At 69.8% G+C, this 16,834-nt stretch carries 9 protein-coding genes; 6 read left to right on the forward strand and 3 right to left on the reverse strand.

Features of this window, described 5'->3' with window-relative positions; all coding sequences use genetic code 11:
• Positions 1-590: 590 nt before the first annotated feature.
• Genes OG858_RS24685 through OG858_RS24695 form a run of 3 tightly spaced genes read left to right on the forward strand, consistent with a single transcriptional unit; the run spans position 591 to position 10,296 of the window.
• Positions 591-4,373: an AAA domain-containing protein gene (locus tag OG858_RS24685; protein ID WP_327724581.1), complete on the forward strand. Its 3,783-nt coding sequence runs from the start codon at positions 591-593 to the stop codon at positions 4,371-4,373.
• Positions 4,373-7,726: a hypothetical protein gene (locus tag OG858_RS24690; protein ID WP_328544443.1), complete on the forward strand. Its 3,354-nt coding sequence runs from the start codon at positions 4,373-4,375 to the stop codon at positions 7,724-7,726. Before OG858_RS24685 ends, OG858_RS24690 begins: the two co-directional genes overlap by 1 nt.
• Complete coding sequence (locus OG858_RS24695; RefSeq protein WP_327744464.1) at positions 7,726-10,296, forward strand: ATP-binding protein; 2,571 nt, start codon at positions 7,726-7,728, stop codon at positions 10,294-10,296. The genes OG858_RS24690 and OG858_RS24695 overlap by 1 nt, the downstream gene beginning before the upstream one ends.
• 44 nt (positions 10,297-10,340) lie before the next feature.
• Here OG858_RS24695 and OG858_RS24700 read toward each other — a convergent pair whose 3' ends face one another.
• Positions 10,341-11,390, reverse strand: coding sequence for a hypothetical protein (locus tag OG858_RS24700; RefSeq protein WP_327724584.1), 1,050 nt, complete (start codon positions 11,388-11,390; stop codon positions 10,341-10,343).
• A gap of 364 nt (positions 11,391-11,754) precedes the next feature.
• On the opposite strand from OG858_RS24700, the gene OG858_RS24705 reads away from it, so the two are divergent.
• Positions 11,755-13,047, forward strand: a complete 1,293-nt coding sequence (locus tag OG858_RS24705; RefSeq protein WP_327344428.1) for a S1 RNA-binding domain-containing protein — start codon at positions 11,755-11,757, stop codon at positions 13,045-13,047.
• A 404-nt stretch (positions 13,048-13,451) separates the two neighbouring features.
• Here OG858_RS24705 and OG858_RS24710 read toward each other — a convergent pair whose 3' ends face one another.
• Both OG858_RS24710 and OG858_RS24715 read right to left on the reverse strand, forming a co-directional pair.
• A complete protein-coding gene (locus OG858_RS24710; RefSeq protein ID WP_327744466.1) occupies positions 13,452-13,730 on the reverse strand; it encodes a hypothetical protein in 279 nt (92 codons plus the stop codon).
• Between the two features lie 210 nt (positions 13,731-13,940).
• Positions 13,941-14,219: a hypothetical protein gene (locus OG858_RS24715; RefSeq protein ID WP_328544442.1), complete on the reverse strand. Its 279-nt coding sequence runs from the start codon at positions 14,217-14,219 to the stop codon at positions 13,941-13,943.
• A gap of 831 nt (positions 14,220-15,050) precedes the next feature.
• On the opposite strand from OG858_RS24715, the gene OG858_RS24720 reads away from it, so the two are divergent.
• Entirely contained in the window at positions 15,051-15,695 is a 645-nt protein-coding gene (locus OG858_RS24720; protein ID WP_086746438.1) for an RNA polymerase sigma factor, read from the forward strand.
• Positions 15,692-16,786 carry a CU044_5270 family protein gene (locus tag OG858_RS24725; protein ID WP_327724585.1) on the forward strand — a complete coding sequence of 365 codons (1,095 nt, stop codon included), beginning with the start codon at positions 15,692-15,694 and terminating at the stop codon, positions 16,784-16,786. The genes OG858_RS24720 and OG858_RS24725 overlap by 4 nt, the downstream gene beginning before the upstream one ends.
• Positions 16,787-16,834 lie beyond the last annotated feature (48 nt).

A 16,834-nucleotide genomic window follows, 5' to 3' on the forward strand; every position in this document is an offset into this window, starting at 1 on the left:
TCTGTACAACGGGCGGAACCAGTGTCGAAAAAGCTGGGGGCAAAGTGTGGTAGAGGGCCCCGCTCCGCACGTCGGCAGCAGACCCTGGTCGTGAGGGTCGATGCTCGTGTCCCCCGCTGCCCGGCACTGTATCCACCCCTCTGAGACTGGACCCGGCGACACGGGGATGGTGGCTCATGGCCTGGGTCTTCCTCGACCAACTTGGGGCGCGCGCAATGGGGCTGTCCGGTTCTTTGGGTGGGGCGGCGGCGCTTGCGGCACGGTCGTGATCCACCAGTTGAGCCGGGTGGCCATGACGACCTCTGGCGCCTCTGATCACGAACAACCGCTATGCGGGATTGCGCTGTTACCTGTATGTAAATGCGGATAATGGTGCACACTGGCCTTCCGGTTCAAGGAAGGGTGCGCCCTTGTCGGACGGCGTCAGTGAACTTGTGGACAAGTTTGTCAGGTACTTCTGCTGCGACCCGAAAACGGCAGTTCACGGCCCGTACGAGCCACCCAGTGGGGCGGAACCTCTCCTGGGGCGTGAGGAGCTGGTTCCCGAGCAGCTTTTCCGCTACCGGCTTGTCGACACCGAGGGTCGACCGGTGGACGTCCAGATCTATGTGGGCATCACGGGCGTGGGTGGGCTGTTGTGGGAGCAGGAAGTGCGCGTCCTACTGCGGGTCGGCGCGACGGGGCAGCCCGGTCTGCCGCGGATCCTGGACGGCGGCTTCCGCTCTCCGGAAGAGACGAGCGAGGCGATCGGCAGCGGTGCTCTGCGCGGCGTGGCGGTGGCTGTCACCCGCGGTAGCAGCAACACACTGGCCGACCCTGAGGCGGTCGCCTACATGCACCGCAATCCCAAGCTGTCGTTACGTCAATTTCTGCGGCTGGCCGAGGCATTGGCCACCCTGCACGGGCTCGGTGCCTATCACCGCAACCTGTGGCCCGGCACCATCGGTGCTACGGACCAGGACCCACCGGACATGTGGCTGGCGCGCTTCGAAATGAGCGCGCTGATGGCGAATCTGGTTCAGAACTCGATGATCGACACACATGGTGAAGGGCAGAAGCTACGCGAGCTGTACCTGTCTCAGCCGTCCCGCGCGCTGGCCTTCGCCCCGAAGGAACGGCTGGACTTTCTCTTCCCGCACGACGGGCACTCGCCCGTCGCGGAGGACGAACGCGCCGACGTCTACGCCTTGGCGGTCGTGGTCTGGGAATGGTTCTTCGGCCCGATGCCTGCCGAACTGCTCCCAGGACAAGATGAGTTGTCGCACAGTACGCCGGAGCGGATGGCGCAGATCAACGCCCATCTCATCGCCGGCCTGAGGGCTGAGAGGGAGTTGCCGCCCCAACTCACCGGCCTGCTGGAGAGGATGCTGCGCTGGGACCACCCGCGTGAGCGTCCCACCGCTTACGAGGTTGTCGAGGAACTGCACCGGGAGTACGAACGGATCGTCGTCACCTGGGACGAGCGCGTCAGCAGCCGACCGTATCTGATCGGTTACATGCCGGAGGAGTCCCGGCTCACCGTATACGAGTGGGGCTGGTTGGGGCACAGCCCCGAGACCGACACCGGCCGACTGGAGCTGGCCGGGCTGATCCAGCGGGATCTGAAGGGTGCCAAGCTGCTGCGCTCCCCGCATGGCGCGGTCCCCTTCGTAGCGGGCAGCGAACGTGACCAGCGCGCTCGCGCCGATGCGAAGCATCTGCTGGTCGGCAGCAGTGCGCTGTGGTTCTGCACCTACTACCGCCCGCGCCTGGGGTGGGGCGGACTGGGCCCGGAACTGGACGAGGTGCTGCTGATCAAATACGTGGTGCGCCGCGATCAGCATTTCGTCCGCACGCGACTGCAGCCCTTGCTGGATCAGCCGCTGCGCCGGGAACTCCCCGAACTGGAGGCGATACCGACCGACATGGACACCGGCGAGTTCGACCGGGTGCGCGCGGACCGCCCCTCATGGCGGCCGCTCGTCGAGGCGGTGGGCTCGGCGCGCCAGGTCCGCGACCACGAGCAGCAGTACGAGGCGGCGTTCGACTGGCTGCTGGAGTATCAGGGCGCGGAACTGCTTGCCCGAACCTACGCCTGCGAAGGCCCGAAGGACTCGCCGCGCACGGTTACCGTCAGCCTGGACGAGGATCGCGACCAGTCGTGGGTCACCGAGTCGGCACTGCTGACCAAGTACGCGGACATGGGCTTCCGCCCCTCGCTGGGTGACTTCTTCGGTTCTCTGGAGGGCGACCACGGCATGCCGGCCGCCGTGGAGATCGTCCCCGACGAGCGGGGACGGCCCGGACCGTCCCGGTACGCCGCCCGCGCCCTGGTGAAGGACAGGGGCGGCCCGGACCGGGTGGTCCTGGAACTCACGGAGGACTCGCCACCGGTGCCCGAAACGGGCTGGATCAGGCCGCTCGACGACCGGGGCAGCCGTATCGCCCTGGAACGCCAGGTGGACGGCCGTCTGGAGATGATGAACAACCCGGCGCTCCTCGATCAGCTGCGTTCGCCGATGTCGCTCCGGCTGCTGCCCTACCGCTGGCGCCGGGCGGGGGAGCGGCTGAGCGGGGACGACGGCAAGAAGGCGGTGCAACAGCTCCTCACCCAGGAGCCCTTCTTCGCTCTCCAGGGCCCGCCCGGTACTGGCAAGACGACGGTCGCGGCCGAGGCCATCGCGCACTATCTACGGGTCTATCCCGGCCACCGCGTGTTGGTCTCGGCCCAGTCCAACTTCGCGCTGGACAACCTGGCCGAGCGGGTTCTGCGTCGGCTGGACGCCCTCGACGACCTTGGCCAGTCCACGCACCGCTGGGAGGGGGTGGCGCTCCGGGTGGCCTCCCCCAAGGCGCCCGTGGACCCGGTGCTGGAACCCTGGCGGGAGAACCGGCTGGCGGAGGAGCGTGCCGACTGGGTCCGGCGCAACCTGCCGCGTCGGTTGACAGGGGTGGGCGGCAATGCGCGGGGCGTACTGGAGGAGTGGCGGCGGATGCTGGAGGAGGACGCGACCGACAGCGTGCTGCCGGAGCTGGGCGACCGGCTCCGACGGACGGCCAACCTCGTCTTCGCCACCTGCGCGATGGCGACCGCGGAGAACGTCACACCCGTCGGGGTGCGCAGCACCATGGACTGGGTGGTCGTCGAAGAGGCGGCCAAGGCCTGGCCGACGGAGCTCGCCATGCCGCTGTGCCGCGGACGGCGCTGGACCCTGATCGGCGACCACAAACAGCTCCCGGCGCACCGCCGCGACGACGTCCTGCGCTTCCTGGAGAGCTGCGTCGACGACCCGGACGAGGAGTTCCAACGGATCGGCGCGAACCACGACACCTACGTCCGGGCCTTCGACCTGTTCCGTTCGCTGTTCGAGCCGCCCGCTGACCTGCCCGGGCAGGGAGGGGGCGCAGCGAGTGACGCGAACAGGGCGAGGAGCGCGATCAACAAGGACACACGAGACAGACCCCTGCTGACGCTGCAGACGCAGTACCGGATGCGGGACGAGATCAGCCAGGTCGTCAGTCGGGTCTTCTACCCGGCGCCCGGCGGCAGAGTGCTGCCCGACGGCCTGCCGCCAGGACGGTTGACCACCGGCAAGGAGGTGGCCCCGGTGAACCTGACCGCGCCCGAGGCACTGGCCGGGCGCTCACTGGTATGGCTGGACACCCATGGCGAACCGGACTGCCAGGGCGTGCCCCGCTGGTTCAACCACGGTGAGGCACGGGTCGTGCAGGAACTTGTCGAGGCCATGCGCCCGGCCCCCGTACCACTAAGCGCCGGCGAGCCCGGGACCACTCTGGCGGTGCTCAGTCCCTACCGGCAGCAGAACCGCCAGCTGGCCAAGCGCGGACTGGAGCGTTACCTGTCCACTGTGCACGCCTTCCAGGGCCGGGAGGCCGACATCGTCGTGGTGTCCCTCGTACGCGACAGGCGACCGCCTGGTACCGAAACCCAGCCGTGGCTGGGGCTGGGACATCTGACCGGGTCCGACCTGATCAATGTGATGCTCTCCCGTGCCCGTCAACTCCTCGTCCTGGTAGGGGATTTCGAGCATTTCGCGTCGTTCCGTCCCCGGTCGGCGGAGGACGAGCTGGAGACGGCGCCCCCACCCGTCCCGGAGACGGCGCCCCGACCTGTCCCGCCTCCGGTACCCAAGCCGGGCCCGATGCCTGCCCGTGGTGGGACCGGAGAGCACGACCATGACGAGGCCCAGGTTCAGGAGGGGCGTCGCAGGGCCCAGCGGCCGATTACCGACGTCGGTTTCTGGCACCAGGTCTGTCGCGCGGTGGAACTGTACGGCTCCCGGATTCCGGTCGCCGATCTCACCGGCCTCAGGCGCTCCAGCCCGGAAGTCGGGCCGGCAGTCGACTCCGCAGTCGGCCCGGTGGAGCCGTGATGAGGACGACCCTCGGCAGCAGAGCGATCATCTACGTCCCCTGCGACACCTTTCTGGTCCATGTCAGCGCCGGCCTCGGGGATGTCCTCTCGCCGATCGAGATGACGGCCTTGCGGCTCATCGACGCCCTGGAGCGGGACCGGGACGGCAGGCCCGGCATCACCTCGGTGGAGCAACTCGTGGAACTTCTCGGTCTCGGGCACCGGGTCACCCTGGAGCTTCTCCACGACGTGTGGCGCAAGGGCTATGTGCGGCTGGACTTCACCAGCGGCGGAGTCCTGGTCAGCGAGGAGGTCCGCACCAGGATCGTGGAGAAGACCCTGCACGAGCTGCCCGGCGCCGAGACGCTCGACTACGACTGCGAGGTGATGATCGACCGGCTGACCGGGCTGGTCCAGCCGCGCCGGGGTAACCTCGCCCCCCGTTCGGGCCGGCTGGCCGTGGAACCGGCGCTCGACGACACCACGCCGGCCCAGGTGCCTCGGGCCGAGCTGATCCCGGCACTGGAGCGTGACCTGCACCGGCGCTTCACCGAGCGGGACGCGGACGGCCCCGACGCGGGAGCCGGGGCGTTTCACGCGCGGCAGGGCAACGGGCGTCCGCCCCGGGTGCTCTCCTACCGGACCCCCACGGACGGCGCCCAGATCACCGAACGGCGCTGGATCGCGCTGGACGTCCTCGTCCACGAGGATTCCGACACGGGTCGGCTCCAGGTCGTCGTCGCCGACCGGGCCTACCCGGTCTCCCGGCACCAGCTTGCCGGGGAACGGCTCACCCAGCTCGCCGCCGACAACGCGACCACCCCGTTCGTCCGGGCGCTGCGCTCCGTGGCCGGACAGGACCTCATCGACCCGCCTCCGCTGGAGCGGCTGCTCGTCCGGCTGCACGAACGTGCCGACCGGGCGTTTTCCGTCCCCGCCGCCACCCGGTCCGCGCGTCACCTCGAACTCGGCGACGAGGCACGGACCGTGTGCGCGGCGCTCGACAACCGGACCGCCAGCGAGGTACGCGCCGCCACCGTCGCCGAGGAGGAGCACGAGGCCCGGATCGCCGAGCTGATAGGGCAGAGCCGGACCCAACTGGTGATCGCCGCGCCGAAGATCACGGTCACCGGCTGGCGGCGCTGGGAGCCGGCCCTGCGCCGGGCGCTCGACGCGCGGGTCACGGTGGCGCTGCTGTGGGGCGAGCAGCCGACCGCCAAGTTGCCGGGCCCGGTCCACAACGCCCTGGTCAGCCTGGTACGCCGATACGGCCCCGGTCGGCTGCTGTATCCGCAGGTGGCGCCCTGTCCCGAGACGAACGTCGTGATCCAGGACGACCAGGCCGCACTGATCAGTGACCGCGACATCATGGGGTACCCCACGCGCCACACCCTGGGGCTCCTGATGACCGCCCCGGACGAGGGCTGCCACTCCGTCGTCTTCGGCCGACTGCTCTCCTGGGCGGCTGGCATCGTCCCCACGGCGAGGATGAGCCGGCTGCTCAGGACGACGGGCGATGCCTTCGGTACCGGGCAGTCAACGCTCCCTGAGGCGCTCGGCTTTCCGGAAGCGCCCCCGGAAGAGGCCGACGCCCCCGAGAGGGCCGTACGGGCATGGTCCGACGGCTGGGTCGCGTACGCCCGGGCATTGGCAGAGACGGCGGCGAGCCGCGAACTCCCGGCCGCCCGTGTCGTGGACACCGACGCGCACGTCGATCTGCTGTGGCGGGCATTGCGTTCGGCCCGGCGCCGGCTCGTCATCAGCAGCGACCGGCCCGCGTCCGTCGACGACCGGTTCATGACGCTGCTGGCAGGCAGGCTCCAGGAGGGGGTGTGGGTGACCCTCGGGCTGGCGGTGCCGCCCGGCCAGGAGCCCGCCGAACTGGTGCGGCTGGCGGCCGAGTACCCGGGCCGACTGCGACTGGTGCCCGCGCGCGGCAGGGTCCTGGTCCACGACGACGAGGTCCTGGTCGGCGGCAAGGACCTGCTGGGTGAGGGCGGACGCGGAGCCCGGCGCGGCCGCGCCAGGCCCGCGCCGGGGATCGTGCTCACCGGTGCGCGGGCCGCCGCCGAACTGGCCGCAGCGGTCGGCGAACCGTCCGAGGTCGCCACGCTCGTCCGCCGGAAGGAGACGGCACCTGACGAGTCCGGTGGCGCCGTTCCTCGCGTCGTCTACGCCCGGCAGCGCATCGTCACGAACTGGCGGCCGGACGTGGAGGGCGCGGCGCTGTTGCGGACCGAGTTCGGCCGGTCGGAGGACCCCTGGGCCGTACTGGAGGACCTCGACCGGACTGCCGAACCGGACCTGGTCACTGCGGCGGCAGCCTGCTGTCTGCTGCACCACACGGCCGTCGCACCTTCCGCGACCAGCGCACACTGGCGGCTGAGGCTGGTCCGGCTTTGCTGGGGGCGGGGCGACTACACGCGCGCCGCGCTCCTGAGGCGGTCCGTCGCCGACCCGGCGGCCCGGCCGCGGCTGCCCCTGGCCGTCGTCGCCGCCGCACGCGGCGGACGGCGGCTGGGCACGCATCTGCTGGAGGTCGTGGTCGGCACCGAATCCGACTCCGACGAGCAGGCAGCACTGCTGCTGGTCGCCGTGGAAGAGGTGCTGCGCACTGGCGACGACCTCGCACGGGACGTCGTGGTGGACCTGGCCGCCGGGCTCGGGGCGCCCTGGGAGGAACTCGGCAGCGTGGTACGCCGCTGTCACCAGGAGCTCTACGGCCTTCCCGCGGGCCCGGAGATCCGCCGGGCACTCAGTGACGAACGGCACCAGGAAGCAAGGGACGCGCAGTGGCAGGCGCTGGAACAGGCGCTGCTGGTGGCCGACCGGCCGCCAGTGATCATCAAGCCGGCCATCCGCACCCACCATGTGCTCTTCCGTGACGACCGGCTCTTCGGCCGCATACGGGCCATGGTGTTCGACCGTGACACGGACGGCCTGGGCGCCCTGCTGGCGAAGGAGACCGGCGCCGGCACCCGCCATGGTGACGGCCGGACCGTGGCGGCAAACCTGGTGGACGACGTCTGGCAGGGGGTGAGCCACGTGCGTGACCAGCCGCTGACCGGCGCCCCCAGGGAGAACTACCTGTCCAAGCTCGGCGAGGTACTGGACCGCGCATGGCGGGTCGCCGCCGCCGACACCGGCCCGGAATTCGGTGATCAGCGGGCCCGTGGCCCCCACGACCCCTTGGACGTCGTACGGGAGCTGGGGCGCGCCATGGCGGATCTGCGCGGCCGGATCCAGGCGGCTGTAGCGGAACTGGCCGAGCCGGAGCGTGGGTTGTGCCATACCGTCCTGGACGGCCTGGCCGACCTGTACCGGCTGGGAGCGGCACAGGCGGCGGCGGCGGACGAGGTGGGGCGGCGCTGATGGAACCGACCGACGGAATCCTGCTGGACATTCTCGAGGACTGGTCCGACCGATGGAGCCACACCGCGCTCGTCTCGGCGCTCGCGGGGGGCCGCACGTTGTCCTCGGCCCTTGGCGCGGACGCTCTCGACGGGTTGGCCGAGGAGGTGCTCGACGGCCTGCTGGTCCCGCGTGGCGCGGCGACTGCGGCCCGGCAACTCCTTGCCGAGGGCCGCTTCGACCTGGTGGATCTGATGCTTGACGGAGGCCGATTGCCCCTGGAGGACGCCCGGCAGCTCAAGAGCGACCTCGCTGATGCCCGCCGCGGGGCCGCGGGCCGTGCCACCCGCGCCCTGCACCTGCTGACCCGCCGAGCCGAACAACTCGATCTGGCCCGCGGCTGGCACGAGGAGGACGGCATGGGCGACGAACTGGTGGAACTGGCCACCACCGACGAGTCCGCCTTCACCGAACTGCTCGCGGGCTGGGAGACACAGGCCCGCGAGGCGGAGGAGCGACGGGGCGGCGACCTGCGCACCGAGCTGGAGCGGTCGCGGGACGGCGAGCCGGTGGACCCGGCCGCCCGGAGCCTGCTGGAGGAGTGTCTGTCCGCAGGGGAGTTCCGGCTGGCCCGCGCATTGGTGCGCAGCGACCGGGCGCAGTTCCCTGCCGACTCCGGGCCCTCGGGACTCGCCCGGTTGCCCAGACCCGTACAGCTGCGCCGGTACGCGCTTCAGGACGTACTGGAGTGGTACCAGAACGGCGAACTGGGCTTCGCCGAACTGCACGGCTGGCTGCCGGTCTTCGAGGACACTGCGGGGCGGCGGCTGACGGACGCGCTCGCCGCGCTGGTCCTGGCTGGAGCGGATCGGCCGCCCGAGCCGTCGTCCGTGCGCGAGCTGGTGGAGGCGCTGCACGAGTGCGTGGGGACCGCCGAGCCGGTGGTGGAGTGCGAGGCCCTGGCGGGCGGGGTGGTGAGCCGACTGTACTGCACCGGTGATCACCGGTTGCCCCCGTTGGGCCTCTTCGGCAGAGCCGGCATCGCCCTGTGGGTGGCACCGAGCACAGCGGAACCGCCCGAGCAGCTGGCCTCGACACCCTTCATCTGGCTGGCGCCCGAGTGGGAGGGGGAGACCCCGTCGGCCGAGGGGTGCGGCCCGCTGTACGCCGACGACCTGCTGCGACTGGCTGCTCCGACGCCCCGAGGATCGGTGCCACCCGCTGCCGAACGCCAGTTGGCGCTGCTGCGGGCGGTGGCACCGGGGCTCGGGGTGAGCGGGCTGCTGGACGCGGGCCGCTCCGGGGCCGGACGGGGCCTCGAGCTTGCGGGCCGGGGCAAGGCCGCGCTCCAGCTCTCGTGGTTCTTCGACCTGCTCGGCCTGCAGCCCGACAGCGTCACGGTGGAGGCCGTGCTCTACGAGACGGGCGGGCACCCGTCGGCCCTGCGGGAACTGCTTCGGACCCTCTGCGACCATCCGGAGCCCCGTCTCTCCGGTCGGGATCTGAGCGCCCGGCTGGAGGCGATGCGGGAGGGCAGCGACTGGCGGCGAAGGGCCGCACGCCGGGTGCAGGAGCAGCTGCCCGACGTCAACGCCGGCTTGGCGCTGCACACCGCCCTGTGGCTGCACACCGGAGGCGGCCGTGGCGAGTTCGAGGTCGGCGAGCTGACCGATGTGCTCGCTGACCTCGCGGGCAGTGACGGGGTCCCTCCTCTGGTGGAGCTGGCAGACGGGGTGGGACCACTGGTGTCCCTGGGAATCATGGAGCGCCGGAACGGGCGGCTGACCCTGGCTCCGAACGGGCTGCCCGAACTTCTGGCCCGGGGGAGTGGACGCCAGGCCGAGGAGATGGTGGCGGACCTGCTGCGGCAGGCCCGTGAGCAGGCGGATGCGGTGCTTGCCCAGGTGGTCGTCTCACTGAACCAGATCACGGTGGACACGGTCGACCATTACAACACCAACCTCCAACGCAAGCTCTCGGAGATCAACACCCAGATGGTGGAGGAGGAGGACCGCGAGCGTCGGATGACGCTCAACGAGGAGTACCTGAAGGTCTCCGAGCAACTGCGCCAGGTCGGCTCCCTGATGAGCACGGCCAAGGAGGCACCCCGGCCGCTGTCGCTTGCCGAGATCATCGTCGAACAGACCCGCGGGGCTCATGTGAGCTCGGGGGGCCGCGACAGATACGACGTCACCGGCGCCGAGCACCTGTGGGTCAGGGCCAACCCCTGGCTGCTCGGCCAGGTCTTCTGGAACCTCTTCGACAACTCGCGCAAGGCGATCGACGCGACGGCCGCCCAGCACGGCTTCGTCGAGATGACGGTGACCGCGTGGACGGCCGTCGACGGCACGCCCTGGTGCGCGATCCTCGTCGCCGACTCCGGGGACGGCATGGCGCAGGGCGTGGCCTCCCGGCTCAACCAGGGCGAATGCCTGAGCACCCGGAACGGCTCAGGTCAGGGCATCCGTCTCGCACGCGCCCTGACGCAGTTGTACGAGGGCCGGCTGCGGGTACTGCCCGAGCCCTCCCCGGAACTGTTCGGCGCTCAGGTCCGGATCGAACTCCCGCTGGTCTCCGCCGCCGGGGACTGAGCAGGTCACCGGGCCACCGAACGATCGGCTGACCGGCGGCCCACTCAGCTCCAGTCGTTGTTGCAGAACTCGCTCACCAGACGGGACGCGTTGTGGACGTCTTCGAGGTCGATCGCCTGTTTGGCACGGCGTTGCTTGTGGTTCCAGGGGGTAGGCGACGTGCGTGCGGCCCGGTTGCGTGGGTGGGCCAGCTCCTCCTCCAGCAGGAAGACGGCGTGGGCGAGTTCCGCGTCCAGCCGTAGCAGCCGGTACCGGGGGGCGTCGTCGAGCAGCTCCTTCGCCACCTCTTCGAGACGGTCGTAGAGCTCGCGTCCGTCTTTGCCCTTCGGTACGACGCGCAGCAGCCGGTGCCGCTGGAGGAAGGTGCTGTTCCACTCGCCGATGGCGGCGGGTGGGAAGGCGGAGACGAGGGTGGCGGGAATCCGTGTGTGCGCGCAGAGATACTCGATGATCTCCATGCCGTTCGCCGTGGCACGGTCGTCCAGGTGCAGGTCGATCAGCGCGCCGTCCACCTCGTGCAGCCGGGGGTCGGTGCGGAAGTCCCACCAGTCCGGCAGGCCTTTCAACGGGATGATCTCGTAACGGCCCATCAGCCGCTCGCCCAGTTCCTCGGCGTCCGTGTCGTCCACGATGAGCAGGTGCTTCCGGGGTGGGGCGGGGCTCAGCGCGCGCAGCGCGCGATCCTCCGGGAAGAGGCGCGGCAGGGTATGGGCGGAGGCGGGGCGCTCTGCCTCCGGGAGCGCGCACAGTGCCTTGGCCAGCCGGGACAGCCCGCGCCGGGCGGGCTGCCAGATTTCCGTGGGCAGCCCTTCGTGCTCACGGGCCGGGTCACCCGCCCACATCCGGGCCAGCCTGTCCAGCTCGCTCACCGGGGTGCTTGGGGACAGGGCGTCGATCCCGGCCATGAACTCGTGCAGGTCGACGCTGTATCGCCCGGGGACGAGGCGGTAGCCGCCGGGTACGTTCTCCACGGCGTAGCCGTCTTTGCAGAGTCGGCTCTTGTGCGCGTGCAAGGTGCCCCGGTTCTGCTCCAGTGCCCTGCAGAGCCGCTCGACGGGTACAGGGCCGGAGGCGACCGCGAGCCTCAGCAGCAACTTCCGTCTCTCCTGCGGGGGTAACTTCCGTGGGGCTCCGTCCTCGTCAGTGACCTGGAGCTCTCCGAGGAGCCGGATACGCAGTCTGCCGGCGTGTGGGCCGGAAGCGTGTTCTGATGCTGCCACATAGCCAAATTTACAGCCCATAAGAGGAGTTGGTGCAGGTTGCGACAGATGTTCCCGCCGCCGGCTGACAGTTGACTGACACGGTGGCTGACACCGCGCCCGGAACGGCGCCAGATGTCAGCGAAGCGGCGGATGACCGTGTCAGGACCTCAGGGGCACGCTCAAGTCGTGGTCGAACCGACCCCCCCTCCACGGACCGCGGAGGGTCCAGCGTGCACCACCCGACAGGAGCAGCATCATGGTCAGCCACCGACTCACTCGCGACGAGCGTCCCATCCCCGGCAACGTCTTCGTCGCCACACCCTTCGGCGTCAAGACGGCGCCCGACGGCGATCTCTTCGACTACGACAACTTCTTCAAGTCGGAGCTCGTGCCGCTCATCTCCAGCCTGGGGATGACGGCGGTCCGCGCCGACTCCCTGTACGGCGGCGACTCCGTCCTCACGCCGGTGTGGAAGGGAATCCAGCAGGCCGAGATCGTCCTGGTCGTCTTCTCGGACGAGTCCGTGAATGTGTCGATCGAGTTCGCCTGGGCCTACCTCCTCGGCAAGAAGATGATCTATCTGACGCAGGACCTCAAGGAGATTCCCGCGGACGTGAAGGACCTGCGGACGATCACCTACTCCTCGCACTACGCCCACATGAACCGGATGCGTGAGGAACTGCGCCTGGCGCTGGAGGCCGTACGCGAGGAGACCGTGGTCGAGATGACGCTTCTGCCGATGATCGGCGGCGGTACGGTGCCGGTGCCCGCCCGTGTCGTCTCCGCGTCCCGGGAGTTCGTCGTGGTCGAGACGGACGACGGTCGGCACGGGGTGCTGTCCCACGCGGATGTGGACTACACCCGGCTGGTGACCGACATGACCGCCAAGTACGAGGTCGGTACCCGGCTCCAGGGCGCCTTCGACGTGGACGCCCGGGGGGACATGCGGTACACGCTGCTGGCCGGCAGCCTGAACCCCTGGCCGGCGTTGAGCACGGACTACCAGGTGGGCAGGGTCTTCACCGGCACCGTCCACAACGTCCACCCCACGCTCGGCGTCTTCGTCCATATCGCGCACGGCGTCAACGGGCTGCTCGCCAAGTCGGACGTGGTGTCCGCGGCCCGACTCGAGCCCGGGGACGACGTGGAGGTCGCGGTGGTCCGTATGGACACCGAGCGGCGGCGGATCTCGCTGCGGCTCGTCAAGCCGCTGCGCCCGAGTCGGCCTCTGGCCACGGTTCCGCGGATCTCCCCGGCCGCACGGGAGGAGACCCGGCTCTCGGCCGGCGACCGGTTCGACGGCGAGGTCGTCCGGACCAGGCCGGAGGGCCAGGGCGGCTACGCGCTGCTCAAGCTGCCCGGACGCAGTCGGCCGGTCATCCTTCACTGCACCGCCATGTCGGAGGAACTGCGCCACGACCTCAACGCCGGCGAGATCGAGCCCGGCGAGATGATCTGGGTCGAGATCCTGTCGGTTGACCCGCAGCGGGATCGGGTCCTGGTCAAGGAGATGCTGGAGCCCGTCGACGATCAGGAGGTCGCCGCCTGACCGGAGTCCTCCCGGTGCCCTGCCGCCGTAGCGGTTGGCAGGGCACCGCCTTCATGACTGGGCCCGCACGACCGTGCTTCAGGCGATCACCGCGGCGCAAACCCGGCGTACGACAACCGATCACTGCCCACACATACGGCTGACGCCCGGAACCCGTGCCCTCCGTGTGCCCGATCTTCGTGCGCCTCAAGGGCCGCAACTTACTGGACAACCCTCGGTAAAACGCAAACCCCAGGTCGCCCTGGGGTTTCATCATGGAGCGGGTGACGAGAATCGAACTCGCGCTCTCAGCTTGGGAAGCTGCGATCATTTGCGGCTGGTTCGGGCGCTGGCCTGGGCGAACATCCTGGGCGTGGCGGCGTCGGGCAGGGCGGCTTCACCCTGATTCCCCGCTACTCCCCGCCCTATCTGGTGCGCTTGTGGTGCGGCGGGTTTACACCGTGGTCTGGAGTCGGCTCGATGACGTCGGCCCAGAGCAGATCGCCCCACGGGTTTCCCTCTACGCCGAGGCGTTCCGCTACGACATCATCGAGGAACTTCGCGTGAGTCACCTCAACCGCTTCGCCCGGCCACCACAACGAGTCGCACTCGGTGCACAGCGAGAAGGGTGTCCCATCGGCCCTGAAGCGGTACGGGTGGACCCAGTCCTGCCCGCAGCGCGGACAGACTTGCTTGGTTGGCATGACTGGCACGGTATCCCGGCGGGGGCGCACTCTTTCCAACTGTGGTGTTGGGCTCGGGGGCCTCGGTCGGGGCCGTTCACCTGCGTTCATGCGCGGCCGGGCGTCTGGGTGGCTAACGTCCCAGGTCTCGTCTGAACGGTCGTGAACGGCGCTGAATGAGACGGAAACCGAGACGGGCGTTGCCGTCCAGCAGGTATAGGCGCTGTCGGACTAGAGGCCGCGGAGTGCTTCGTAAAGGTCGCTGTAGGCGCTCCAGCAGGTGACGCTGCCGTCGTCGTTCAGACTGCCCATGTACCAGTCGTCGTCGTTGACGGCTTTCACCAGACAGAGTCCGTGGAATCCCAAGACGATCTCGGAGTGGAGCCGCTCGTCTTGCGCCGGCCAGCCCGTCACTACGCGATCGGTGTCGAGAGGTACGGCCTTCCGGTCACCGGAGACCTTGCGGATCTCCTCCAGGGTCCAACCTGCCGGTAGCTGACTGTCTGCCATCCAATGATGATGACAGCCACCGCACGCACCGAGTGCGGCACGGCTTTTCGGAGCACCGCTTTAGGACTTCGATCCGACGCACACCCCTTGGGCTGTCGTCGGTAGGTCCGACGGTCGTCCGAAGATGTTGCTGTATGCCGCCGTCCGGCCCTGTTGATGTCAGAGTTGGATGTCAGAGGAACAGCTCCGATGCTGGGCAGACCTCCAACGGATCGCCTGGTCGGTCCGCCTACTGCCACTACATGTGCACTGCCACGAAGTCCGGCAGGTCCGTCGGCCGTCGTCGTCCTGCCCGGCGAGCACCAGGCCGCGCGACAACAGGGGCTGTTGCACTCGGGACAGGGCGGAGCATCGTCGGGCAAGGGAGATCTATTCCGGGCGCGCCTGGATGGCTTGTGCCCGGACCGGCGCGATCGTCAGCCCGAGGCCCGGGCCCCGTCGGTTCTCGGCCGCTCCGGGCCGTAAGTGTTGCGGCCCGTGGGCGAGCAGCTCTGCCGAAGCCCGGCCTGGTTTGCGTACGACGACAACGGCGCCGTTCACCGTCGGTGAGACCGGTGACCGCCCGTGCCGGTGGGCGTTGCCGGATCAGCCTGTTCCGCGCCCGCGTTCGGCCTCGACACCTCCAACAGCTACTCGACCAGCCTGCGCACCCCCGGACCGTGTCCCGCATCAGATCGGCCCCCTTGTTCTCGAGCCTCGCAGCCTGAGCGGTGCGCGGCTGAGCGGCTGCCCTGTCCACAGAGTCCTCGTGCGGTCACCGCCCCGGTGACCTGTACGACGGCTGTGACGTGTCTCACCGGAACTCGCCCGCACCGTACGTCAGCTCAAGACGTGACCACAGATATGCGAACCCGGGTGCGAAACGGAGATCCGGACGCCTTCGCGGAACTCTTCGACGCGTGCGCCCGCGCGGTGTACAACCACGCCTTCCGGCTGACGGCCGACTGGTCGCTGGCCGAGGACGTGATGTCGACGACCTTCATGGAGGCGTGGCGGCGCCGGGCCTCGGTCGAGGCCGAAGGCGGCTCGCTGCGGCCGTGGCTGCTGGGCATCGCCACCAACGTCGCCCGCTCCCACCACCGCAGCAACCGCCGCTACCGCAACGCGGCGAGCGCCGCGGCCGCCGCGCACGCCGCCGAGGAACGGGTCGAGGACCACGCCGAGGAGACCGCCGGACGCCTGGACGACCGGCGCCGTATCAACGCCACGCTCGCCGCCCTCAGCCTGCTCAAGCGCCCCGAGCGTGAGGTCCTGACGCTGTGCCTGTGGGAGGGGCTGGAGTACGCCGAGGCGGCCCGCGCCCTGGGTATCCCGGTCGGCACCGTCCGCTCCCGCCTCTCCCGCGCCCGCGCCAAGCTACGCAAGCTCGCCGATGCGCAACTGCTCGGAGAAAAAAGGGAACCCACTCGCACGAACCAGCAGATAACAGGTGATCGCGGATACGCGGTCCGGTCCGCACAGGAAGGAAACCGATGAACGCCAGCCCCTCCCACCGGCCCCACCCGGCCGAGTGGACGGAGACGCAGAGTCTGCTGCCCTCCGCCGAGCGGGATCTGCCTGCGGGCCGCCACCAGTTCCACAAGGAGCAGATGATGGCCCGGATCCACGAAGACCTCCGCACCCCCTCCCGTACGTCCGCCACCTCTCCGGTCGCGCCCGTGAAGCGCTCCAACCCGTTCCTGCGCCGTACGATCCTCCTGCCCGCCGCGGCCTTCGCCCTGGCCGGCGCGGTCGCGGGCGGCCTCGCCCTCACCGGCGGCGGGGCCGGTGGCCACGGCGGCACGACCGCCCTGGCCACCGGCCCCGCACTGACCACCAGGATCGGCGTCGCCGACGCCAAGGGCGCCCCCCAGCTCCTCGAACGCATCTCCCTGGCCGCCGCCGACACCTCCGAGCCCACCCCGCGCACGGGCCAGTACATCTACATCGCCTCGAAGGTGGCCGACACCTACATCGCGGTCGACGGCGACAACAAGAGCGAGGCGGTCAGCACCGAGCTGCACTCCCGCCAGGTCTGGAAATCCCTCGACGGCAGGGACGGCTGGCTGATCGAGGCCGGTGAGACCAGCGACAAGGGCATCACCCTGCAGAGCGACATCCCGGACAGCAGCGCCTACAACGCCCTGGCCGAGCTGCCGACCGACCCCGACACGCTGCTGCAGCGGATCTACCGCGCTTCGGACGCCGTCCGGGACCCCGCAGTCCCCCGCGACCAGGCGGCCTTCGTCGCGATCGGCGATCTGCTGTTCGAGAGCTACCCGCCCGCCGAGGTCGGCGCCGCCCTCTACAAGGCCGCGGCCAAGATCCCCGGCGTCGTCGCGGTGAACGACGCGGTCGACGCCACGGGCAGGCACGGGATCGCGATCGCGCGGGAGAACCCCGTAGCCGGCGAGCGCACCGAGTGGATCTTCGACAAGAAGACGCTGCGGTTCCTCGGCGAGCGCGTCGTGGTGGTCAAGGCCATGGCTGACAGTCCCCTCAAGGTCGGTACCGTCGCGCACACCAGCGCGATCACCGAGCGCGCGGTCGTCGACGCCACCAAGCAGGTCCCCGGGCAGGCAAGCTGAATGCGCGACAGAACCACAAGCGCCTCGCTGGCCGCTTTGCTGGTGGCG

Origin of the sequence: Streptomyces europaeiscabiei, assembly GCF_036346855.1 — a bacterium.
Lineage (GTDB): Bacteria > Actinomycetota > Actinomycetes > Streptomycetales > Streptomycetaceae > Streptomyces > Streptomyces europaeiscabiei.

Bases quoted from the DNA above. Each gene is read 5' to 3' on its own strand.
- OG858_RS24690 (WP_328544443.1), top strand. From the start codon at position 4,373: ATGAGGACGACCCTCGGCAGCAGAGCGATCATCTACGTCCCCTGCGAC.
- OG858_RS24695 (WP_327744464.1), top strand. From the start codon at position 7,726: ATGGAACCGACCGACGGAATCCTGCTGGACATTCTCGAGGACTGGTCC.
- OG858_RS24705 (WP_327344428.1), top strand. From the start codon at position 11,755: ATGGTCAGCCACCGACTCACTCGCGACGAGCGTCCCATCCCCGGCAAC.
- OG858_RS24710 (WP_327744466.1), bottom strand. From the start codon at position 13,730: ATGCCAACCAAGCAAGTCTGTCCGCGCTGCGGGCAGGACTGGGTCCAC.
- OG858_RS24715 (WP_328544442.1), bottom strand. From the start codon at position 14,219: ATGGCAGACAGTCAGCTACCGGCAGGTTGGACCCTGGAGGAGATCCGC.
- OG858_RS24725 (WP_327724585.1), top strand. From the start codon at position 15,692: ATGAACGCCAGCCCCTCCCACCGGCCCCACCCGGCCGAGTGGACGGAG.